Source organism: Rhodoferax sp. (assembly GCF_028689305.1).
Taxonomy (GTDB): domain Bacteria; phylum Pseudomonadota; class Gammaproteobacteria; order Burkholderiales; family Burkholderiaceae_C; genus Rhodoferax.
The window spans coordinates 1-22,084 of record NZ_JAQTWM010000043.1; the positions used below are offsets into that span (position 1 = coordinate 1).

At 62.4% G+C, this 22,084-nt stretch carries 16 protein-coding genes; 8 read left to right on the forward strand and 8 right to left on the reverse strand.

Features of this window, described 5'->3' with window-relative positions:
• Window positions 1–3,524: DUF1566 domain-containing protein (locus PHW99_RS10350; protein WP_300176670.1), on the reverse strand; the 3,524-nt coding region annotated here is incomplete at its 3' end.
• Between the two features lie 127 nt (window positions 3,525–3,651).
• Complete coding sequence (locus PHW99_RS18835; RefSeq protein ID WP_366913327.1) at window positions 3,652–3,903, reverse strand: Lar family restriction alleviation protein; 252 nt, start codon at window positions 3,901–3,903, stop codon at window positions 3,652–3,654.
• A gap of 46 nt (window positions 3,904–3,949) precedes the next feature.
• Here PHW99_RS18835 and PHW99_RS10355 point away from each other — a divergent pair, with 46 nt between their 5' ends.
• Window positions 3,950–4,642 (forward strand): response regulator transcription factor, encoded by a 693-nt coding sequence (locus PHW99_RS10355; RefSeq protein ID WP_300176673.1) that lies wholly within the window; start codon window positions 3,950–3,952, stop codon window positions 4,640–4,642.
• A complete protein-coding gene (locus tag PHW99_RS10360) occupies window positions 4,623–6,548 on the forward strand; it encodes an ATP-binding protein (protein WP_300176676.1) in 1,926 nt (641 codons plus the stop codon). The genes PHW99_RS10355 and PHW99_RS10360 overlap by 20 nt, the downstream gene beginning before the upstream one ends.
• Before the next feature lie 64 nt (window positions 6,549–6,612).
• Here the strand turns inward: PHW99_RS10360 and PHW99_RS10365 are convergent, their stop codons facing one another.
• Window positions 6,613–7,533, reverse strand: coding sequence for a pseudouridine-5'-phosphate glycosidase (locus PHW99_RS10365; protein ID WP_300176679.1), 921 nt, complete (start codon window positions 7,531–7,533; stop codon window positions 6,613–6,615).
• An 8-nt stretch (window positions 7,534–7,541) separates the two neighbouring features.
• Window positions 7,542–8,510, reverse strand: coding sequence for a PfkB family carbohydrate kinase (locus PHW99_RS10370; protein ID WP_300176682.1), 969 nt, complete (start codon window positions 8,508–8,510; stop codon window positions 7,542–7,544).
• An 87-nt stretch (window positions 8,511–8,597) separates the two neighbouring features.
• Between PHW99_RS10370 and PHW99_RS10375 the strand changes: the two genes are divergently transcribed.
• The 4 genes from PHW99_RS10375 (at window position 8,598) to htpG (ending at window position 14,895) form a co-directional block, all read left to right on the forward strand.
• Complete coding sequence (locus PHW99_RS10375; RefSeq protein WP_300176685.1) at window positions 8,598–9,494, forward strand: D-amino acid aminotransferase; 897 nt, start codon at window positions 8,598–8,600, stop codon at window positions 9,492–9,494.
• Window positions 9,495–9,595: 101 nt separating this feature from the next.
• On the forward strand, window positions 9,596–10,549 hold the full coding sequence (locus tag PHW99_RS10380; RefSeq protein ID WP_300176688.1) for a TAXI family TRAP transporter solute-binding subunit: 954 nt from the start codon (window positions 9,596–9,598) through the stop codon (window positions 10,547–10,549).
• 77 nt (window positions 10,550–10,626) lie between these two features.
• Window positions 10,627–12,819 carry a TRAP transporter permease gene (locus tag PHW99_RS10385; RefSeq protein ID WP_300176691.1) on the forward strand — a complete coding sequence of 731 codons (2,193 nt, stop codon included), beginning with the start codon at window positions 10,627–10,629 and terminating at the stop codon, window positions 12,817–12,819.
• A 93-nt stretch (window positions 12,820–12,912) separates the two neighbouring features.
• Window positions 12,913–14,895: a molecular chaperone HtpG gene (gene htpG, locus PHW99_RS10390; RefSeq protein WP_300176693.1), complete on the forward strand. Its 1,983-nt coding sequence runs from the start codon at window positions 12,913–12,915 to the stop codon at window positions 14,893–14,895.
• A 129-nt stretch (window positions 14,896–15,024) separates the two neighbouring features.
• Here htpG and PHW99_RS10395 read toward each other — a convergent pair whose 3' ends face one another.
• Window positions 15,025–16,527: a bifunctional aminoglycoside phosphotransferase/ATP-binding protein gene (locus tag PHW99_RS10395; protein WP_300176696.1), complete on the reverse strand. Its 1,503-nt coding sequence runs from the start codon at window positions 16,525–16,527 to the stop codon at window positions 15,025–15,027.
• Between the two features lie 112 nt (window positions 16,528–16,639).
• Here PHW99_RS10395 and PHW99_RS10400 point away from each other — a divergent pair, with 112 nt between their 5' ends.
• Both PHW99_RS10400 and PHW99_RS10405 read left to right on the forward strand, forming a co-directional pair.
• Window positions 16,640–17,083 carry an FKBP-type peptidyl-prolyl cis-trans isomerase gene (locus PHW99_RS10400; protein ID WP_300176699.1) on the forward strand — a complete coding sequence of 148 codons (444 nt, stop codon included), beginning with the start codon at window positions 16,640–16,642 and terminating at the stop codon, window positions 17,081–17,083.
• 116 nt (window positions 17,084–17,199) lie between these two features.
• Window positions 17,200–17,631: an Hsp20/alpha crystallin family protein gene (locus tag PHW99_RS10405; protein WP_300176702.1), complete on the forward strand. Its 432-nt coding sequence runs from the start codon at window positions 17,200–17,202 to the stop codon at window positions 17,629–17,631.
• Between the two features lie 4 nt (window positions 17,632–17,635).
• Here PHW99_RS10405 and PHW99_RS10410 read toward each other — a convergent pair whose 3' ends face one another.
• Genes PHW99_RS10410 through PHW99_RS10420 form a run of 3 tightly spaced genes read right to left on the reverse strand, consistent with a single transcriptional unit; the run spans window position 17,636 to window position 21,961 of the window.
• Complete coding sequence (locus tag PHW99_RS10410; RefSeq protein ID WP_300176705.1) at window positions 17,636–18,688, reverse strand: serine/threonine protein kinase; 1,053 nt, start codon at window positions 18,686–18,688, stop codon at window positions 17,636–17,638.
• Window positions 18,681–21,206: an ATPase, T2SS/T4P/T4SS family gene (locus tag PHW99_RS10415; RefSeq protein WP_300176708.1), complete on the reverse strand. Its 2,526-nt coding sequence runs from the start codon at window positions 21,204–21,206 to the stop codon at window positions 18,681–18,683. Before PHW99_RS10415 ends, PHW99_RS10410 begins: the two co-directional genes overlap by 8 nt.
• An 11-nt stretch (window positions 21,207–21,217) precedes the next feature.
• Window positions 21,218–21,961, reverse strand: a complete 744-nt coding sequence (locus tag PHW99_RS10420; RefSeq protein WP_300176711.1) for a metallophosphoesterase family protein — start codon at window positions 21,959–21,961, stop codon at window positions 21,218–21,220.
• Between the last annotated feature and the right edge of the window lie 123 nt (window positions 21,962–22,084).

Genomic DNA, 22,084 nt, shown 5'->3' on the forward strand with positions numbered 1-22,084 from the left:
GCCAGCACCAGGGCCAGCAGCATCAACGCCCACTGCGACAGGGTGGGAATGCCGACAGCCCCCGGCACCCCCGGCCCACCCGCGTCCACGATGGTGCCGTTGGGTGTCAAGTCGTCATCCCCCACGCCGCCGTCGACGATGGTCAGCGTGATGGTGTTGCCCGCAATCACCACCTGCCCGGCGGGCATGCGGTACCAGTGTGGCAAGGCGCAGGCCGCACCCGTGCAGTCATAACCCGCCGGGCTGGGGCCGTATTTCCAGTACACCGCGTTCGCCGGGATCGGGTTGGGATAGGTGATGACGATGGTCGCCGCCGTGCCGGCTGTGCCGGTCAGGGTGAAGTCCAGCAAGCCGTTGGGAAAGCTGACGTTGGTCGGCGCCGCCACCGTCGGTGACTTGGCATTGCCGGTCACGGGGATAAAGCCTGCGGTGCGGCTGCTGTCCACCGACCAGACACCGCCTGGCACCGCGGCCTGGGCACCGCCACTGCCCGTTATGGCCGCCTGCACGGGGGCCGAGCAGCTGGCCGTGGTGCCACCGCCAGAACCCGCACAGGTCCACTGCCAGGGCGGCCCGGCCTGCACGCTGCTGGCAACGCCTGCCGCACACAGATTGGCGGTGGGCGCAAGCACGCTGGCCACCCCCTGAGCGCTGCCGCAGGCCCCATTGGCCGGGGTGATGATCTGGGTTGTTGTGGTGGTGCTGAAGCTGGCGGAGACGCCGCCGATGGTCAAGGTGGTGGTGACGGTGGTGTTGGCACTGGCGCTGCTGGTGTGGCGCACGGTCACTGTTTGGCCGTTGCTGACCACGCCTGCGCTGTTGGTCCAGCCGCCGTTGTCGATTTGGTAGTCACCGCCGCTGATGGCAATGCTGGCGGGTGCATCCAAGCCTGCCACGGTGATGGTGTTGGAGCTGATCAGGCTCGACCGTGCCACACCACTTTGCGCCGTGAAGCTGAAGGCATCGGGGGTGGTGTCGCTTGGGACGAAGCTTTGAGTGCCGCGCACCAGGCGCAGGCGGTAGCCGTTGTTGCGCAGTTCGCTGAAGATGCTGCCCCAACCGAATTCAACACCCCAGGCCAGGTTGGAGTTGTCGGCATCGATGATGTCGCTGGACCAGAAATGGGCCATGGGTGTGTTGGGGAAGAGGGTGGTATTGATGGCGGGGCGGTAGGTGCTTTCTTCGGCAATCGACAGCAGTTCCTGCATGGTCGGGACACGCCAGTCACTGTGGCCGGCAAAGCTGGCGCTGGTGGCTTTTGCATCGCTGTAAGTGAGCACGGTGGCAAAACCTTCGCAGGTGGTGCCGCTCCAGGTCTGGCCTTCGGCGCAGCGTTTCCAGGTGAGCTGGGTGCGTCTGTGCGTTACCGTGCCATCGCCGTTGTCGATGAAGGCGGCGGTGGGGGTGGAGGCCGGGGCGGTGGCGGGGGCGCCGCGCACCAGGCGGATCAGGGCCGAGCGCGGGGTGCAGCCAATCACGTTCGGTTTGCAGGTGATGTAGTTTTGTCCGCTGAGGAAGTAAACCAGGCGCATGAAGTCCGGGTCATTGGCATAGGGGGTGGCTGACCAGAATTCTTCGCTGGGTGTGTTGGGGAACATGGTGCGGTTGATGGCCGGGCCGTATTGGCTGTAGTCGACCAGGCTGGCGAGTTCCCACAGGGTGGGCAAGCGCCAGTCGTTGTGGCCATGCAGGCTGGCCTGGTTGGCGGCATCGACCTGGGCCTGGAGTTCGGCAAAGCCAAAGAAGGAGGCTGTGCCGGTGCAGGCGCCCCCGCTCCAGGTCTGCCCTATGGCACAGCGTTGCCAGTTCAGGCCGGTGGGTTGATGCGTCACCGTGCCGTCCGCATTGGCGACCAGGCCCATGGTGGTGGTGCTGAAGGTGGCCGAGACGCTGCCGATGGTCAGCACGGTGCTGGTGGTGCCAAGCAGGCTGGCGCTGCTGGTGTGGCGCACTTTGACGCGCTCACCGTTGTTCACCAGGCCGGAGGTTTGCCAGGCGCCCCAGTTGGTGCCGTCAAGAGAGGTGGCGTACTCGCCGCCGCTCACGGTGATCGCGGTGGCCGTGTTGATGCCGCTGACCGTCACCACGTTGGATTCCTGCAGCGTTGCGGGCAGGATGCCGGTTTTGCTGCGGAAAGCAAAAGCGTCTGGCGTGTTGTCGAAATCCAGGGTGGTTGAGGTGAAAGTACCGCTACTCGAACCGACGGTCAGCGTGGTCTGCGTCGCGGTCAGCGCGCTGGCGCTGCTGATGTGCCGGACCTTGATCTGGTCACTGCTCGTCACCGTGCCAGCGATGCTGGTCCAGCCGCTCCATGTCGTGCCACCATCATTCGACAAGGCGTACTCACCGTTGCTGACCGAGATCGTGGCCGAGGTGCCAACCCATGTGGCCGCAATGGTGTTGGATTCGATGAGTGATGATGGTTGCACATCGGTACGGCTCGCAAAATTGAGGGCGCCCAGCGCCGGTGTGGCAAACTGGATTTTGGTGACGGCTGTCTTGTTAAAGCTGTTGTCCTGGGCTGCAAAGTACAGGTCGTAGGCGGTGCCTGGGGTGAGGCCTGCGATGTTGAAGTCCGTGGCCGCATTCGCGCCCATCGTGGCATTGCCGCTGACCTTGCTGAAACCTATTGCGAGACTGGTCCGGCTAGGAATGAACACATCTGGGACACTGGTTTCGCCCAGTGCGCCACGACTCATCAAAATCCAGTAACCCGATCCGACTTCATTGCTGGTGGCCGTCAGTGTGATGCTGTTTTCAGCGACGGCGCTCAGTCCAACGGCGGAAAGGCTGGGCGCTGCGCTATCTTGCGGATCGAAATTTGGGGCGCAATCAAGGGTGGGGGAAAAAGAATGAATCGTCCTGTATGAGACCAAATTGGAGTTGTACGCGGTCGAGGTCCACACTGGAACGGTACGATACCCTGCTATCAATAGCTCATTGGCGTAGGCGTCATCTGTCAGAAATCGGCAAATTGCCACCGGGTCACGTGCCAGCTGACGCAGACTGGGCGCCCACCATTCGGCAATCGGATTGCGGTTGCGTGACGCGATCAGGGTTAATCGGCTTGCGATTTCCGGCTGAAGGAACTGCTTGGCCCGTAGATACACGCCACCATTAAAAACCATCGCATTGAAATCAGCTTCGGAAAACGTGCGGCAATCGATGTATCCCTCATCACAAATTTTCAGGTAGGACATGTTCAGCTTTGAAAGTGCCGCGCCAAAGACGTAATCCCGGATGGAGGCGTAGTCGCGGCTCATTTCGGCAATGTCTGCGTCCGACAAGTAGGCAGAATCTTCCTGCCACAAATGACCCAAATTGGCCCCGTCGCCCACTTCGGCCACCTTAGCCTGGATGGCGCTGACCTGGGCCGCTTGATCCTGTGCCGAACCTGCGTTAGCGGCAATGAAAGACGGCATCATGAACTTGAGTGCAGCATTGAGAGGCGTCCAGTAGCACCCCGCCAGGGACAGGCTGACCAGCAGCAGGCAAATTCTTCGTGACAAGCTGGGAAACAACATGATGTGGCACACCCTCATAAAGACGTTGCAGCACGACGCCAAATGCAGTCGTGACATTCACGGGGGCGGATTATGAAAAGGGAAACGCGCCTTGTCTGTCCCTACGGATAGGGACAAACCGGCGTCATTACTGCGGTAAAACCTCGGGCTTTCGAGCCCAGCTGTTCCAAAGCCTGGCGGCCTCCTGCTCGCTGGATGATCTTGGGCCAAGTGCCTTGCAATCACCGCAGTAGGTGGCCCACAGGCCGGTGTCGACCTCAATTGCCCGCGCCAGCCGCGAACGGCAAAACGGGCAAGGTTCGACCTGGCTGGGCTGGGGTGGACTCGGGTTCAAGCGATGCGCTCCGAAGAGTTTCCCGACGATTGTCAGCAGCCCCACGCCGTCTGTCTGTCCCTAGGGATAGGGACAGACAGGTGTTGGATTTGTGAAAGAATTCGCGGCCCTGTCCGGTTCTTTCTTTGCCATGATCCGTGTTGCCCTTGTCGAGGATGATCTTCACTTCCATGCCAGCCTGACTGCTGCCATCAGCCAGGCGGCAGACATGCAGCTGCGTGCCAGCGGGCGAACGCTGGCTGAGGGCATGGCACTGCTGGCCGACGAGGCGCCCGATGTGCTGCTGGTGGATCTGGGCCTGCCTGACGGTTCAGGCATTGAGCTGATCCGCGCCGCCCGCCAGCATTGGCCCAGCTGCGATGTGATGGTGGTGACCGTGTTTGGTGACGAGGCCCATGTGCTGTGGGCGGTGGAGAATGGGGCCAGCGGTTATCTGCTCAAGGACTATCCGCCAGAGCGGATCGTCGAGGAAGTGCGCAATCTGGCCAACGGCGGCAGCCCGATCAACCCCTACATCGCCCGCCAGATCCTCAAGCGCTTCCAGGCGCCAGCCGCCCCACCCGCACCGGCTTTGGATACGGCCCGGCCCGCACTCTCCGAGCGCGAGCTTGACGTGCTGCGACTCATCACAAAAGGCTTCAACTACAACGAAATCGCCGCTCTGCTGACGGTCTCGCGCCAGACTGTGCTGACCTACGTCCGCCGCATTTACCTCAAGCTGGGGGTGAACTCCCAGACCCAGGCGGTTTTTGAGGCACGCCGCCATGGCATTCTGGACAGCTAAAAGCCAGTGGCACCGCCTGGTGCTGCTGCTCCTGGTCTGGCCGCTGTGGGTCGGGGCGGGTGAGGCGGCAACCCATTTCGTCACCGCCGAGGTGGGCAGCGTCGGCCCCGGCACGTTTGGCCGCCCCCCGCCACGGGTCACACCAGCCGATCTGCCCACCGCCTGGCCAACGCAGCCGCTGCCGCGTGTGACAGCCCGCCACGTGGCGCAGTCCGTGGGTGAAGCCAGCGACAACATCATCACCACCTGGTATCGCCTGCGCCCAACCGCCACCACGGCGGCGCCGGACGAAACCGTCTACCTCTACCTGCCCCGCTGGCAGACCATAGGCCAGCTGGCCGTCTACAAGGACGGCGAGCTGGTCTGGCGTTCACGCGGCGGGCCGATCTGGAATGGCTTCAACCATCCGGTCTGGTTGCCACTGGCCGAAGCGGGTGAGGCCATGCCGCAAGAGGTGCTGGTCCGCATGGACAGCCTCAAAAGCGCGGGGGGTGCACTGTCTTCGGTGTGGATCGGACCTGAGCGGGAGTTGCGCTGGCGCTATGCCGCGCGGCGCATTCTTCAAATCACCCTGACCCAAGTCGGCACCAGCGCATTTTTGATCGTGGGGCTGTTTTCTTTTGGCGTGTGGCTGCGCCGCCGCGAAGTGCCCTACGCGTTGTTCTCGGCTGCAGCCCTGTTTTCCTGGTTGCGCAATCTGCATTTCTATCTTGGCGACGAGCCCTTGCCCATGCCAGAACCCTGGTTTGGCTGGATGACGGTGAGTGCACTCGGTTGGTTGGTCATCAGCGTGTACTTTTTCAACTACCGCTTGCATCAGCAGAAGTTTCCGCGACTGGAACGCGGCATGGTGGGGTTCATGCTGCTGCTGACGGTGCTCACCCTGCCCGGCCTGGTGCCTCTTGGCACACTGGCGACCTGGGTCAACCTGCTGCTGTTTGGCATGATGCTGGTGGCCACCGTGGCCATGCTGCTGGCATCTTGGCGCAGCCGCTCGCGTGAAGGGTGGGCCATTTCACTCTGGAACGTCCTCAACATTCCCATGGGCATCCACGACGCGCTGCTGCAAAGTTACGCCATCAACATCGAAAACCTGTACCTGATGCCGTATTCGGTGGCAGGCACTTTCTTTCTGTTCCTGGCTATCTTGCTGAACCGCTACACCCACGCCCGCAATGAAGCCGAGACCTCCAACGCCCGGCTGGAAATGCGACTGGCGCAACAGGAACAGGAACTGCAGGCCAGCCACCACAAGCTGCGCGAAGCCGAACACCAACAAATGCTGATTGAGGAGCGCCAGCGTCTGATGCGCGACATGCACGACGGCATCGGCACTTCGCTGATGACGGCGCTGTCTGTGGTGGAGGCCAAAAAGACACCGGACGATCAGGCCGTTGCCACCATGCTGCGCGACTGTGTGGATGACCTGAAGCTGACCATCGACTCACTGGAGCCGGTGGACGCGGATTTGCTGCTGTTGCTGGCAGCACTGCGCTTTCGCCTGGAACCGCGCTTCCGGCAGACCGGACTCACGCTGCATTGGCAGGTGGAAGACCTGCCGCGGCTGGAGTGGCTGGAGCCCAACAGCGCGCTGCAGGTGCTGCGCATTCTGCAAGAGGTGTTCACCAACGTGATCAAACATGCCCGTGCCAGCCAGATCCGCGTCAGCACCGGGGTTCGGGACGGCGGTGTCTATGTTGCCGTGGAAGACGACGGGCGCGGTTTTGCGGTGAACGAGACCCTGGCCCGGGTCACAACACAAGCCCCCGGCGGAAAAAGCCGGGGCTTGCTCAACCTCATCCACCGGGCCAGCATGCTGGATGGCAAGGTGTCATGGTCGACGCCTGAGGGCGCCCATGGCACGCGCTTTGAGCTGTGGCTGCCGTTGACCCGCCCGAAAGCGTGAATCAGAACCGCTTGTTCAGGTAGGGTGCACGCTGCATGGTGCCCAGAAAAAGTGCCAAAGTGCCTTATCCCAGCGCCAGGTAATCGCGCGCAATCGCCGCCGCCAGCCGGGCGTTGTTCAGCACCAGCTGGATGTTCGAGGCCAGGCTGTCACCCCCGGTCAACTCACACACCCGCGCCAGCAAAAACGGTGTCGATTCCTTGCCGGTGATGTGTTGCCGCTGCGCTTCTTGCAGGGCTTGTTCCACCGCTGCATCAATGGCGGCACGGGGCATGGCAAAGGCCTCGGGGATCGGGTTGGCCACCACCAGACCACCCTGCAAGTTCATCGCCCACTTGGCGTGCATCACCTGGGCGATGGCCTGGGCGCTGTCAAGCGGGTAGTCCACCTTGAACGCGCTGTCGCGGGTGAAAAACGCGGGCAGCCAAGGGGTCTGGTAGCCGATCACCGGCACGCCGTGGGTTTCCAGGTATTCCAGCGTCAGCCCCAGGTCAAGGATCGACTTGGCCCCGGCACACACTACCGCCACCGGGGTCTGCGCCAGCTCTTGCAAATCAGCCGATACGTCAAAACTCTGCTGCGCCCCACGGTGCACACCACCAATGCCGCCGGTGGCAAACACACGAATACCCGCCATGGCGGCAATGATCATCGTCGCCGCCACCGTGGTAGCCCCGGTAGCGCCGGCGGCCACGATGAAGGGCAGGTCACGCCGGCTGACCTTGACCACGCTGCGCCCGGTTTTGCCCAGGGTTTCAATCTCTGCGGCCGTCAGCCCGGCTTTGAGCCGCCCGTTGATGATGGCGATGGTGGCAGGCACCGCACCATGGGCGCGCACCTCGGCTTCCACCTGCAAGGCGGTGGCGACGTTTTGCGGGTAGGGCATGCCATGCGAAATGATGGTGGATTCCAGCGCCACCACCGGGCGACGCTGGGTGATGGCTTGCGCCACATCGGGATGGATGTCGAGGTAGGGATGGGTCATGGTGAAACTCACTTGGCTGCACTGCGCAGCAGTTGTAAAACAGAATCGACGGACAAACCGGGGTGGTTGGCCTGCTCAGCGCTGAGCGTCAGGGCAGCACAGGCCAGTGCAAATGGGATGCTTTCTGCCAGGCTTTGCTGGCTCATGAAGCCGTGCACCAGACCGGCCATCAGCGCATCACCACCGCCGGTGACATTGACCACGGCAGCGGGCAGCGTGCCCTGCCAGCCGTGCGCGGTATCTTTGTCGCTCCAGTACACGCCGCGCGCGCCCAGGCTCAGCACCACCTGCTGCACGCCCTGGGTGTGCAGCCACTGCGCGGCACGCTCAATGTCAGCATCACTTTGCACGTCAAAGCCGCACAGCGCCTGGGCTTCCTGCCGGTTGACCTTGAGCGTGTGCACCTGGTCCAGCCACGGCGCGATGCGCGGGCATTTGAAGGCCGACACCGCATCCACAAACACGGGCGTGTCGCCCCGGTTGGCAAACACCCAGGCCAGCGCGTCAGCGGTCAGATTGCAGTCCACCACCAGCGCGGCGGCATGGCGCACGCGGTCGGCCCGGGGGGCCAGGCGTTCGGGCGTGAGGCACGCCAGGATGCGCATATCATTCACCGCCACCGCCAGATCGCCAGCAGGGCCGTGCAGCGACACGTAGGTGGAGGTGGTTTTGCCTGGAAGAATCCAGCAGCCTTGCACATCCACACCAGCCTTTTGTGTGGCCTCCAACAGGCTGTGGCCATAGGGGTCGTCGCCCACGGCGGCCAGCAAGCGGGTCGCCACCCCGAGCCGGGCCAGGTTTTCGGCCACGTTGCGCGCCACGCCGCCGGGGCTGCTGCGAATCACGCCAGGATTGGAGTCGGCAGGCTTCAGCGGCTGCGCGCTGGTGGCCGCAATGTCCATGTTGGCCCCGCCCAGCACCAGCACACAGGGCGGATCAGACGGCTTGACCGCAATGGCTTGTTCGTTGGACATCATCGGCGGGAGTTTAGCCAGCCCGGCACCGGCCATGCCCCCGCCGAGCGTAAACTGGCTGGCTGTTTTATCTCGCTCCGGCCCAACACCATGACCACCCTGCCCAACCTGCCCTGCTACCTCAACGGTGAATTCACCACCCTGCCCCACGCCAAGATCAGCGTGATGGACCGCGGCTTCATCTTTGGTGATGGCGTCTATGAAGTGGTGCCGGTGTACCAGGGGCAGCCGTTCCGCTTTGCCCAGCACATGGCGCGGCTGGACCGCAGCCTGAAAGAGCTGCGCATCAGCAACCCGCACAGTCACGCCCAGTGGGCCGAGATAGTTTCAAAATTGATAGCAATCTATGCAGATAGTACGCGGGCTAGCGCCGAAAAAATCGACCAACTGATCTATATCCAGATCACCCGCGGCGTGGCGCTGCGTGACCACGTCATGCCCGAACACATCACACCCACCGTGTTTGTCATGACCAACACCATGAAGCTGCCCAGCGACCAGCAGCGCCAGCAGGGCGTGGCCTGTGTCAGCGCCGATGATTTCCGCTGGCAGAAGGCCCACATCAAGAGCACCAGCCTGCTCGGCGCGGTGTTTGCCCGCCAGATCAGCTTTGACGCCGGCGCGCTGGAGACCATCATGTTCCGCGACGGCTATCTGAGCGAAGCGGCGGCCAGCAATGTCTGGGTGGTCAAGGGTGGCAAGGTGATGGGCCCGCCCAAGGACAACCTGGTGCTCGAAGGCATCCGTTATGGCCTGATGGAAGAAATTTGCCAGGCCCTGGGCATCCCGTTCGAGCTGCGCCGCATCAGCCGCGCCGAGGTTCTGGCCGCCGATGAAATCCTGCTGTCATCAGCCACCAAGGAGGTGTTGCCGGTGACCTTGCTGGACAACCACGCCGTGGGTAGCGGCCAGCCCGGCCCCATCTATGCCAAGCTGTACGCGGGCTACCAGCAGGCCAAGGCGCAGCCGGCCACCCAGCCGGCTTAGGGGATTTCACCCGGCCGTGCCCGTGTTGACGCAGCTACACTGAAACCATGGTCTGGCACTGGTATTGCTTGGCCATTTCTTCCAACCACAAGGAGTGATCCATGAAATTCAAGGCTTTTGCCATCGCCGTTCTGGCCAGCACCGTGTTCGTCGGCGCGGCCAGCGCCCAGCAGTTTTTTCGCATCGGCACCGGCGGCACCGCCGGTACCTATTACCCGGTGGGCGGCATGATTGCCAACGCGGTGTCGCAGCCCGGCAAGATCATCGCCACGGCACAAGCCAGCAATGGCTCACTAGGCAACGTCAATGGCATAGCCGGGGGTTCCATGGAATCCGGCTTCAGTCAGTCGGACGTGGCCACCTGGGCGCAAACTGGCACCGGCATTTTTGAAGGCAAGCCCAAGATTGCCGGTCTGCGCATGATCGCCAACCTGTACCCCGAGAGCATTCATGTGGTGGTCAAAAAGGGCTCGGGCCTCAAGAGCATTGCGGACCTGAAAGGCAAACGTGTGGCGTTGGACGAACCCGGCTCGGGCACACTGATCAACGCCCGCCTGGTGCTGGCCGCCTACGGCGTGAAAGAGTCTGACATCAAGCCCGAATACATCAAACCCAACCAGGCCGGCGACAAGATGAAAGACGGCTCGCTGGACGCCTTCTTCTTCACCGGAGGCGCACCAGCTGGCGCGATTGCCGAGCTGGCCTCGGCCGGCTCCGGCATTGAGTTGCTGCCGATTGACGGCGCACCTGCCGATGCACTGCGCAAGTCCAGCAGTTTCTTTGCCGTGGATGCCATTCCCGCCGACACTTACAAGGGCGTGGCCGCCGTCAAGACCCTGGCGGTGGGTGCGCAATGGGTGACCAGCGACAAGGCTGATACCGAAACGGTGTACCAGATCACCAAGGCGCTGTATGGCGACGCGGCCCAGAAAACACTGGCGGCTGGCCACGCCAAGGGCAAATACATCACCCTGAAAAACGCTGTGCAAGGCGTGGGCATTCCGTTTCACCCGGGTGCCGAGAAGTTTTACAAGGAAGCTGGCGTGCTGAAATAAATCGGCCCGCGGCACCAGCACAGTCATGACGGGCGCGCTTCTGCGCCCGTCGTTGTTTGAGTCAGACCAAGAATCCCATGAGCAAAGCCACCACCCTGCCGGACGGCAAACATCTCCAGGCCCTGGAAGAAAAATTCGACCCCGAGATGCGTTTTCGCCCCTCGGTGCCGCCGGCCACCGTGCTGATCAAGTGGCTGCTGATCACGCTGAGCTGCTTTCACTATTACACCGCCGGGTTTGGCCTGCTGCGCGAAACCACCCACCGCGGTGTGCACCTGGCGTTTGTGCTGGGGCTGATTTTTCTGGTGTTTGCTGGCAGCAAGGCCGCAGGCAGCCGCCAGGTGCGCCACAGCGCCGCTACACCGGGCGGCATTCCCCTGCTGGACTGGCTGCTGGCCATGGGTTGCGCGCTGGCGGTGCTCTACATTCCCTACACCTTTGAAGACCTGGCGTTTCGTGTGGGCAACCCCAACACCCTGGATGTGGTGTTTGGCAGCATCCTGTTTGTGGCCTTGCTCGAAGCCACCCGGCGCAGCATGGGCTGGCCGCTGCCCATCATCGCGTTGATCTTTACCGCCTACGCCCTGTTCGGGCCGGTGTTTCCGGGGCTGCTGCAACACGCTGGGGCCAGCTGGAGCCAGTTCATCAACCACCAGTACCTCACCAGCCAGGGCATTTACGGTGTTGCGGTGGGGGTGGTGGCCACCTACGTGTTTCACTTTGTGCTGTTTGGCGTGCTGGCCACGCGCATCGGGCTGGGCCAGCTGTTTCTGGACATTGCCTCCAGCGTCGCCGGGCGTTATGCCGGGGGGCCGGCCAAGGTCAGCGTGTTTGGCTCGGCCATGTTTGGCATGTTGTCGGGCTCGTCGGTGGCCAATGCCGTCACGGTCGGGTCATTGACCATTCCGGCGATGATCCGCATTGGTTACCAGCGCCACTTTGCCGGGGCGGTGGAGGCTGCGGCCTCTACCGGCGGGCAAATCACGCCGCCAGTGCTGGGCGCGGCCGCGTTTTTGATGATTGAATTTCTGGGCCTGCCCTACCACACCATCATCACGGCGGCCATCGTGCCGGCCTTCATGCATTTTTTTGGCGTGTTCATGCAGGTGCACTTCGAGGCCAAGCGTTACGGCCTGCGTGGCCTGACCGACGACGAAATGCCCAAGCTGCGCCAGAGCCTGAAAATGCGCTGGCCCACGCTGATTCCGCTGGTGCTGCTGATCAGCATTCTGGTGAGTGGGCGCACACCTTACCTGGCGGCGTTTGTTGGCATCACCTCCAGCGCGATCGTTGGCCTGAGCACGCAGGTGCGGGGCAACACCGCCAAAAACTGGGCACTGATGCTGGTGCTGCATGCGGCCTTGATGGGTATTGCCTTCACCAGCCTGGACGAAACCGTGAAGCTGGTCATTTTTGGCGCCAGCGTGGTCCTGACCACGGTGCTGATGCGCCAGTACCACATTCGGGGCCGCATCGCCCCGGCGGTACTGGTGGAGGCGTTTGAGACCGGCGCCAAATACGCGCTGGCGGTCGGCGCTGCAGCCGCCACGGTGGGCATTGTGATCGGCGTGGTCACACTCACCGGCGTGGGGTTCAAGATCAGCTTCATCATCACCAGCGCGGCGCAAGCCCTTGCCGGCGGTCTGGGCAGCCTTGTCCCCAGCACCTGGATGACATTCCAGTCGTTGACCCTGCTGTGTGCGCTGGTGATGACGGCGCTGGTGTGTGTGCTGATGGGCTGCGGTATCCCGACCACGGCCAACTACATCATCATGGTCACAGTGGCAGCACCCACGCTGGTGCAACTGGGGGTGGAGCCGCTGGTGGCGCACTTTTTTGTCTTTTATTACGGGGTGCTGGCCGACATCACGCCACCGGTGGCGCTGGCCGCCTATGCCGCCGCAGGCATGGCCGGCAGTGACCCGTTCAAGACCGGCAACACGGCGTTTCGCCTGGGGTCGGCCAAGGCGCTGGTGCCGTTTGTGTTTGTGTTTTCGCCCTCCCTGCTGCTGGTGGCCAAGGGCTTCACCTGGTATGACTTTGCCGTGACCTTTGCCGGCTGTGTGCTGGGCATCACGATTCTGGCGGCCTCCTTGTCGAAATACTTTCTGGTGGAAATGAAGCCCTGGGAACAGCTGTTGTGTTTTGCCGCCGCCATTTTGACGGTGGCGCCGGGTCTGACCAGCACGCTGATCGGGCTGGCCATGACGGTGCCCGTGGTGCTGCGCCACGTGAAGATCTGGCGCAGTGGCCCGGTTTTGGCCTCTTGAATTTGGCGACACTGCCCCCAGATGCCACTTCGCTTTTGTGCCGGCGCCTTGCAGGCGCCGGTTGTTTAATGTTTTGAAAACGCAACGATATCCATGACCAAAAAAACCCATTCCTTCCAGGCTGAAGTCGCGCAACTGCTGCACTTGGTGACCCATTCGCTGTACTCCAACAAAGAGATTTTTCTGCGTGAATTGATCTCCAACGCGTCGGACGCCTGCGACAAGCTGCGTTTTGAAGCCATCAACGACGGCGGGCTGTACGAGAACGACTCGGAGCTGAAGGTCAAGGTCACGTTTGACAAGGATGCCAAGACGCTCACCATCACCGACAACGGCATCGGCATGAGTGCGCAAGAGGCCATTGACCACCTGGGCACCATTGCCAAGAGCGGCACCAAGGATTTCGTCTCGAAACTGTCGGGTGACCAGAAGGCTGACTCCCAGCTCATCGGCCAGTTTGGCGTCGGTTTTTACTCCGGCTTCATCGTGGCCGACAAGATCACGGTTGAATCGCGCCGCGCCGGCATGAAGGCCGATGAGGGCGTGCGCTGGATCAGCGGTGGCGCCGGCGACTTTGAGGTGGAAAACATCAGCCGTGCTGAGCGCGGCACCAGCGTCATCCTGCACCTGCGCGACGACGCGCTGGACTATTGCAGCGCCTGGAAGATCAAGAGCATCATCAACAAATACTCGGACCACATCAGCCTGCCGATCCTGATGGAAAAAGAAGAGTGGAAAGACGGCGAGCTGATCAACCCCAGCGACGAAAACGGTGGCCGCCAGCCCGGTGCCATGGTCAAGACCGGCGAATGGGAAACCGTCAACAAGGCCAATGCTATCTGGGCACGCGCCAAAAAAGACATCACGCCGGAGCAATACGACGAGTTCTACAAACAGATCAGCCACGACTTCGAGGCCCCGCTGGCCCACACCCACAACCGTGTCGAAGGCAACACCGAATACACCCAGCTGCTCTACATCCCCGGCAAAGCGCCGTTTGATCTGTACAACCGCGAAAAATCCGCCGGGGTCAAGCTGTATGTGAAGCGGGTTTTCATCATGGACGATGCCGAGGCGCTGCTGCCGACCTACCTGCGTTTTGTCAAAGGTGTGGTGGACTCAGCCGACCTGCCGCTCAACGTCAGCCGCGAGCTGCTGCAAGAAAGCCGCGACGTGAAAGCCATCCGCGAAGGCTGCACCAAGCGTGTGTTGGGCATGCTCGAAGACCTGGCCAAACACGACCAGCTGCCCGAGGCCTCCGCCGAAGGTGTGACCGATGTGCTGAGTGCCGAAGAAAAAGCCGAGGCCGAAAAGAATGCCGGCAAATACACCAAGTTCTACAGCGAATTTGGCGCGGTGCTGAAAGAAGGCCTGGGCGAAGACTTTGCCAACAAGGACCGCATTGCCAAGCTGCTGCGCTTTGCCTCCAGCACCACCGACAGCGTGAGTGTGAGCTTTGCCGACTACAAGGCGCGCATGAAAGACGGCCAGGAAGCCATCTACTACATCACCGCCGACACCCTGGCCGCTGCCAAGAACAGCCCGCAACTGGAAGTGTTCAAGAAAAAAGGCATCGAAGTGCTGTTGATGACCGACCGCGTGGACGAGTGGGCGCTGAACTACGTGCACGAGTTCGACGGCACCCCGCTGCAAAGCGTGGCCAAGGGCGCAGTCGATCTGGGCAAGCTGCAAGACGAGGCCGAAAAGAAAGCGGCGGAAGAAGCTGCTGAGACCTTCAAACCCTTGCTGGCCAAGCTCAAAGAAGCGCTGAAAGACAAGGCCGAAGACGTGCGCGTAACCACCCGCCTGGTGGACAGCCCGGCCTGTCTGGTGGTGCAAGACAACGGCATGAGCACGCAACTGGCGCGTATGCTCAAGCAAGCCGGTCAATCCGCACCCGATGTGAAGCCGGTGCTGGAAGTCAACGCCGAACACCCGCTGGTGAAAAAACTTGACGGCTCGGTGCATTTCAACGACCTGGCCCACATCTTGTTCGACCAGGCCCTGCTGGCTGAAGGGGGCCTGCCCGACGACCCGGCGGCCTATGTCAAACGGGTGAATGCATTGCTGGCCTGATGGATCAAAAAATGGGCCTCTAGCCCGCGTATTGATTGCCTGTTAAGCTACCAAAAGTAGAGCAACTCAAGGCGTTTCAACCCCGCAGCCGATCCGGCGCGCGGGGCTTTTTTTGTCGGCGTGATCAAGTCACTCGGGGGTGGTGAGCACCGGCCCTTCATCGGCCTGAAGCGGTTCGATCTCGCGCATCTGCTGCGCCAGCACCGCCAGCGTGGCCTCGGATGCATCGTGCCCGAAGGCAGCGCGCGCCAGGATGCGCTCACGCAACTGCTCTGGGGTCGCTGACGGCGCCAGAATGGCAAACGCCGCGCCGGTCTGGCGCGCCAGATCACGGAACTGATCGCGGTCAGCCCGTTTCAGAAACGTCGCGTCCACCAGCACCGACCAGCCAGCGCGCAACAGGCTGTTGGCCAGGGCCAGCAGCTGGCCATAGGTCTGATTGTGGGCGTCGGCCGTGTAGATACCCGCATTCACCGCCGAAGCGCTATGCGCCGCGCCCGGCAGTCCGAACAGCCGTTTACGCTCGACATCGGCGCGCAGACACAACGTCGCAGCCTGCGGGTCTGCCTGCAGCCACTGGCTGCAGGCCACGGTTTTGCCACAGCCCGATAACCCGTGGGTGATCACCAGACGCTGCGGTGGCGGTGCGGTCAGCTGCTCGGCCAAGGCCAGATGCGCGATGGCCTCACCCTGATCGGCATGTGTCTGGCCACTGCGGATTGCCGCCACCTTGGCCCGCACCAGCGCCAGGTACACCGCATAAAAGCGCAACAGCCATGCCGCCTGGTAATCACCACTGTGACTCAACACCTCGTTGAGGAACCAGCCGGCCAACCCCGGCTGGCGGTGGGCCAGTAGATCGACATAGGGAAAAGCCATTTCGCAGGCCACATCGATCCAGCGCAGATCGTCGTTGAACTCAATGCAGTCAAACAGCCGCACACGGCCATTCAGCAGCACCAGGTTGGCCAGGTGCAGGTCACCATGACATTCGCGCACCCGGCCGGACTGTTGGCGCACCAGCATCAGCGGCTGCAACTGGCTGAATTGCACCTCGGTCCACCGCTGCAAAGCCAGCAGCCGCGCTTGCAGAGCCGCAGCGGGCAGCCATGGCCACAGGTCCCGAAAGTTGTCGCGGGCCGGCGCCATCACCTGCGCCGGTGTCCCAAAACGCGAAGCCACCGGGGCGATGGCCGCCGTCTCATGAAAAGCCGCCAGGGTGCCCGCCAGGTCTGACAGGTGCGCTGGCAACAACTCACCCCGGACGCAGAGCCGGTCCAGCTGGCCGGCGCGGTCAAAACGCCGCATCCGGACCGCATACTCGATGGTCGGCCCGGCCCCGTCCAGCCGTGGGTCCTGCGCAGTGTTGCCGATGCCAATCACATCCAGATAGATGTCCGGCGCATACCGCTGGTTCAGGCGCAACTCCTCCTGGCAACAGGCCAGGCGCAAGGCCAATGTGCTGTAGTCCAGGAACGGCAGCTTCAGCGGTTTTTTGATCTTGTAGGCGAACTCTCCTGCCAGCAGTACCCAGGAGATGTGGGTCTGCACCAATTCCACCCGCGGCACCCCACCCGGGTAGCGCTGGGGCGCCAGCAAGGCCTCAATGAGCGGCGGCAGGTTTGGGCTCATGCGAACCATGATGCCAGACTTGGCCATCAAAAGCCATGACCTTGGCCAGGTCCAGGACACCCGACGGGCTGCGACAATGCCGCTCCTGTTTCAACTCTCGAAAAATTTTCCGATGAAAACTGTTTTGCGCCTGAGCACCCTCGCCGCCACCATACTGGCCCTGTCTTCTGCCTGGGCTGCTGATGCCGTCACCGCTGCGGCTGCCAAGGAAGAAGGCGCCGTCGTGACGGCCAGCGGCCTGATCTACCGCACCCTCAAGGAAGGCAGCGGCGCGAGCCCCAAGGCCAGCGACAAGGTCAAGGTCAATTACCGGGGCACGTTCCCGGACGGCAAGGAGTTCGACAGCTCCTACAAACGCAATCAGGCGATTGAATTCCCCCTGAACGGGGTCATCCCATGCTGGACCGAAGGAGTGCAGCGCATGAAGGTCGGCGGCAAGGCCAAGCTGACCTGTCCGGCCAGCATCGCCTACGGCGAGCGGGGCGCCGGTGGTGTGATCCCGCCCAATGCCACCCTGTTGTTTGAAGTGGAATTGCTGGCCATCAACGGCAAATAAACGTCGCCCCGGCGCCAGCCCCCCCTGTGGCGCCTCTTGACAAAGGTGCCCGCATCCCCAAATATGGCATGGACCTGCCGTCATGGGGGCGGCGGGCAACTACCAAGGGGATTCAAATGAATGCATTATTGAGCCGCGGCAGTCTGTTTGATGACTTTTTCCGCGATGTAGGTCCTGCGTTTTACATCAAGCCTTTGCATGGTGACCCGCTGCCAACGCCGACACAGATCAAGGTGGACGTGTCGGAAACACCGCAGCAATACACCGTGCAGGCGGAAATCCCCGGCGTGCCCAAGGAAGACATCCATGTCTCGATGGAAGGCAATCTGGTGACGCTACGCGCTGAAATCAAACAGCAAGACAGCACCAACAGCGACGAAAAAGTGCTGCGCAGCGAGCGTTATTTCGGCGCCGTGTCACGCAGTTTCCAGCTGGCCGCCGACATTGACCAGACCAAAGCCAAGGCCAAATACGAGAACGGCATCCTGACGCTGACCCTGCCCAAAAAACAGGCCGTCGGCGGCAGCCAGCGGCTGGCCATCGAGTAACACCCTAAGCCACCAGCGGGTCTTCCTGCATGGCTTCAATCTGGTCCTGCAGCATCTGCACTTGGCCCTGCCAGTAGTCGCTGGAGCCAAACCAGGGGAAGTTGATCGGGAAGATCGGGTCATCCCAGCGCCGTGCCAGCCAAGCGCTGTAATGAATCAGGCGCAGGGTGCGCAGGGGTTCGATCAGCGCCAGTTCACGCCGGTCAAAGGCGCGGAACTGTTCATACCCGTCCACCAGCGCACCGAGCTGGCGGGTGCGCTGCTGGCGGTCACCGCTGAGCAGCATCCACAGGTCCTGCACCGCCGGCCCCATGCGGGCATCGTCCAGATCGACAAAATGGGGGCCGGGTCCATGGGCACCGGGCACATCCAGCGGGGTCCACAAAATGTTGCCCGGATGGCAGTCACCATGCAGACGCAGGCACTGAATCGGCTCCACCTCCAAGCCATTTTGGCCGCTAGCCCGGTTCAAACAAGCATGATTAGCTATTAAATCAATAGCGTCCTGAGAAACTTTGGCCCACGCCGACTGCACATCCAGCGGCACCTTGTCGTGCGCCAGCAGCCAGGCGCGCGCGTCCACACCAAAGCTGGCCAGGTCCAGCGCGGGCCGGTGCTCAAAGGGCCGCGCCGCGCCCACCACATGGATGCGTGCCAGAAAGCGCCCCACCCACTCCAGCACCTCGGGGTCATCAAGCTCGGGCGCACGGCCACCGCGGCTGGGGCTGACGCTGAAAGCAAAACCGCCAAAATGGTGCAAGGTGTGTCCCTGCAATACCAGTGGCCCGATCACTGGTATCTCGGCGGCCATCAGTTCCTGGGAAAAGGCGTGTTCCTCCAGAATCTGCGCCTCATGCCAGCGTCCGGGCCGGTAGAACTTGGCCACCACCACGGCGCCATCTTCCAGGTGCAACTGGTACACGCGGTTTTCATAAGAACTCAGCGCGGTCTGGCGCCCGTCTCCATACAGGCCGATGCTGGCCAGCGCGTCCTGGACCAGATCCGGGGTGAGGTGCTGGTACGGATGCGCTGTGGCCGAAGTGTCATGATCAGGCATTGCTGTTAGCCCGCACTTCTTCAATGCTGGTCTGGCCCGCCAGCACCTTGCCGATGCCGTCCTGCCGCAAGGTGAGGAATTGCCCGCTGGCAAAAGCCTCGTTCTGGATCAGCTCGGAGCGTGCGCCGGTCTGGATCAGGCGGCGCAAGCCGGGGGTGACCCGCAGCAGCTCGTGCAGCGCCACCCGCCCGGACAAGCCGGTGCCCAGGCACTGGCTGCAGCCTGACGCACCAAAGCGTTTGAGCCCCCCCGCCTGGCCATACTGCGCCTGCCATTGCGCCAGCACCTCATCACGCGAAGGACGCAGCGCCTCAGGAAAACTGTGCAGATAGTCACCCAGCAATTCCTGGATGTAATCATCAGAAGCGGGTTCCGAGGTGCGGCAGTCGTTGCACCAGCGCCGCGCCAGCCGCTGCGCCAGCACCGCCAGCAGCGAATCGGCAAAGTTGAACGGGTCCATGCCCATGTCGATCAGGCGCGTCACGGTCTCTGCCGCGCTGTTGGTGTGCAGGGTTGACAGCACCAGGTGGCCGGTGAGCGAGGCTTCAATGGCGATCTGCGCGGTTTCGGCGTCGCGGATTTCCCCCACCATGATGATGTCGGGGTCGGCCCGCAAAAAGGCACGCAGCGCCATGGCAAAAGTCCAGCCGATCTTGGGGTTCACCTGCACCTGGCGCAAATCCGGCTGGGTGATTTCAATCGGGTCTTCGGCGGTCCAGATCTTGCGCTCTGGCGTGTTCAAGAAACCCAGCACCGAATGCAGCGTGGTGGTTTTACCCGAGCCGGTCGGCCCGACACACAGCACCATGCCATAGGGGCGGCTGACCGCGTCGCGCAACAGGGTGGCATTGGTCTCGGTCAGGCCCAGCTTGTCCATGGCAATCGGCTTGGCCGATGACAACAGCCGCATCACCACGTCTTCCAGGCCATTGGCCGTGGGGATGGTGGCAATACGCAGCTCGAGCCGGTGGTGGATGGAAAACTTGCTGAAGTCAATCTTGCCGTCCTGCGGCTTGCGGCGCTCGGAGATGTCCAGGTCGGCCATGATCTTCAGGCGCGCCACCAACGCGGCACGGTAGGTGTGCGGTAGCTCCAGATACGGCGCCAGCACCCCGTCCTTGCGAAAGCGGATACGGACTTTGGCCCGCCGCGGCAGCGTCTCGACGTGGATGTCGGACACCCCCCGGTTATGCGCCTCGATGATCATGGTGTTGATCAGCCGTACCAGGGTGTTGTCGGACTGCTCGATCTGCTTTTCGATTTCCTCGGGCGTGGTGGACAGTTCCATGGTTTCAAGCAGCTCGGAGGAGCTGATCAAACCATCGGCGGGAATGCTGAAGCCGGGCAGGTCTTCGCTGATGACGCCGCCGCTCAAGCCAAACTTTTCGTAGGTGGCGCGAATCACCGGCAGGATTTGCTGTTCGTCACCCAGCGTGGCAATCACCCGGCCCTGCACCAGAAACTCCAGCTCTTCCAGCATCTCACGCCGGGTGGGGTCACCCACAGCTACCACCGTCAGGTTGTCGCGTGCCATCAGCGGCATCACCCGCAGACGCTCGGCGGTACTCATGGAGATTTTTTGCAGGGCCGAGGCCTCGATCGGGAAATGCGCCACGTCCACCACCGGGTAACCCATCTTGCGGGCCAGCGCAATGTTGAGGTCATGCCGGGTCAGGAAACCCATGTTGACCAGCAACTGCCCCAACGGCACGGAATGGTCGGTTTTCTGCTTCTCCAGCGCCTGCTTCAACTGGCTTTCGTCGATGTAGCCGAGCCGGGTCAGCGCCTCACCCACGCGGATCATCGGCATCTTGGACTGCTGCTCCAGCGCCAGCATCAGTTGGTCCGGCGACACCACGGCGGTGTCCACCAGATAGTCACCCAACTTGCGGTTACGCAGATGTTGCTGCTCGGTGGCAGCCTGCTCCACCTGCTGCGGTGTCACCGCGTTTTGTTCAACCAGCATTTCCCCGATGTGATTGCCCAGCGTGAGACGCTGGAACGCCGCCCGCGGGATGAACACCCGCTCCACCGTGCCGTGGTCATCCTGCGGGGTGAACACAAACAGGCCGTAGGCCGTTTCAACATAACCCACCGTCAGGCCACTTTGGGTGCTGCCGTTTTCCAGGTGCAGGTGGTATTGCACCGTGGTGCGGTAACCCAGGATGTCGGCAAACTGCTCGGTGCTGACCATTTCCTGCGGGTGCAGGGGCTTTTTCAGGGTCAGGCGGCGAAACTGCGTGAACGGCAGCGGCAGCGGGGTTTTGGAGTTTTCGATCTGGATCTGGATGGTCTGCTCTGACGGCTGCATCGACACCAGCAGACAGCGCCGGATGGCACCGTTGAGACCTTCAATCTCACAGTCCTGGGGGGCGGTCAACAGTTCGGCAGCCGGGTACAGCGCATACGGCGGTGCCGGCCAGGAAAACCCCTTCTCCTTGGGTGCCGGGTTCAGTGAGTTGTCCGTGGGCAACAGGCTCAGCGCCAGATCATCCGCTGCGGTATTGGGTAACGACATGGAAGAGAACATCAACGCCCCTGTAACAATCGATCAGCAAAAAAAGTCGGCAGACCCGCGCGCCGGATCGCCGCCGCCGCCGCCTGGTGATCGTACTCAACCCGCTCGAACGTGAGTTCCTGCCGCTCGGTGTCAAACACGGCATACATCGCCCTGGGGTTGCCATCGCGCGGCTGCCCGACCGAGCCAATCGTGGCCAGCCACTGGCGGCTGGCGGGCACCGGAATGGTCAGGCCGGGTGGGCAGGTGTAGCGGCTCAGACGCTGGTTGCCACCGCGCCCATACAGGGTTTGCACGTGCACGTGGCCGCCAAACACGTGGCTGGCACCGGCGGCCGCAGCCAGACTGGCATCCACACTGGCCTGGTCCATGACATAACGCCAGGCGTGCGGCTCATCGGCACTGGCGTGCACCAGCAAACCAAACGGCAACGGGATCGTCATCGGCAACTGGTCCAGGAAGCGCCGTTGCGTCTCATCCAGCTGGGCATGGGTCCAGGCGGCTGTGTGTTCACCCAGGGCCTGGACCTCTGCCGGCGGGTTGACCGCCATGGCATCGTGATTACCCTTGAGCAGCCAGGCCCCCTGCGCCACCAGCAGTTGCACCTGCTGCAGCACCGCCACCGGATCACCCCCGTAACCCACCAGGTCCCCCAGAAAGGCAAATTGCCGGGCGCCGCGCGCGCGCGCATGCGCCAGACAGGCATCCAAGGCCTGAATGTTTGCGTGAATATCCGACATCAATGCCAAACGCATGGGGCTCCCCGGTGCCATCTAACCCCGTATCATGCCCGAATCCTGGGCCATTGCGCCACCCTTGGGACCCGCCTCTAAAACCCCCGCGTTTTTTACGGTAACGTGCTGCCACGGCACGCCCCT

What these genes read in the sequence shown, in the direction of transcription:
- PHW99_RS10370 (WP_300176682.1), bottom strand. Translation starts at nt 8,510, where the DNA reads ATGATGTCCAACGAACAAGCCATTGCGGTCAAGCCGTCTGATCCGCCC.
- htpG (WP_300176693.1), top strand. Translation starts at nt 12,913, where the DNA reads ATGACCAAAAAAACCCATTCCTTCCAGGCTGAAGTCGCGCAACTGCTG.
- PHW99_RS10405 (WP_300176702.1), top strand. Translation starts at nt 17,200, where the DNA reads ATGAATGCATTATTGAGCCGCGGCAGTCTGTTTGATGACTTTTTCCGC.
- PHW99_RS10385 (WP_300176691.1), top strand. Translation starts at nt 10,627, where the DNA reads ATGAGCAAAGCCACCACCCTGCCGGACGGCAAACATCTCCAGGCCCTG.
- PHW99_RS10395 (WP_300176696.1), bottom strand. Translation starts at nt 16,527, where the DNA reads ATGAGCCCAAACCTGCCGCCGCTCATTGAGGCCTTGCTGGCGCCCCAG.
- PHW99_RS10380 (WP_300176688.1), top strand. Translation starts at nt 9,596, where the DNA reads ATGAAATTCAAGGCTTTTGCCATCGCCGTTCTGGCCAGCACCGTGTTC.
- PHW99_RS10400 (WP_300176699.1), top strand. Translation starts at nt 16,640, where the DNA reads ATGAAAACTGTTTTGCGCCTGAGCACCCTCGCCGCCACCATACTGGCC.
- PHW99_RS10415 (WP_300176708.1), bottom strand. Translation starts at nt 21,206, where the DNA reads ATGTCGTTACCCAATACCGCAGCGGATGATCTGGCGCTGAGCCTGTTG.
- PHW99_RS10420 (WP_300176711.1), bottom strand. Translation starts at nt 21,961, where the DNA reads ATGCGTTTGGCATTGATGTCGGATATTCACGCAAACATTCAGGCCTTG.
- PHW99_RS10375 (WP_300176685.1), top strand. Translation starts at nt 8,598, where the DNA reads ATGACCACCCTGCCCAACCTGCCCTGCTACCTCAACGGTGAATTCACC.
- PHW99_RS10360 (WP_300176676.1), top strand. Translation starts at nt 4,623, where the DNA reads ATGGCATTCTGGACAGCTAAAAGCCAGTGGCACCGCCTGGTGCTGCTG.
- PHW99_RS10365 (WP_300176679.1), bottom strand. Translation starts at nt 7,533, where the DNA reads ATGACCCATCCCTACCTCGACATCCATCCCGATGTGGCGCAAGCCATC.
- PHW99_RS10410 (WP_300176705.1), bottom strand. Translation starts at nt 18,688, where the DNA reads ATGCCTGATCATGACACTTCGGCCACAGCGCATCCGTACCAGCACCTC.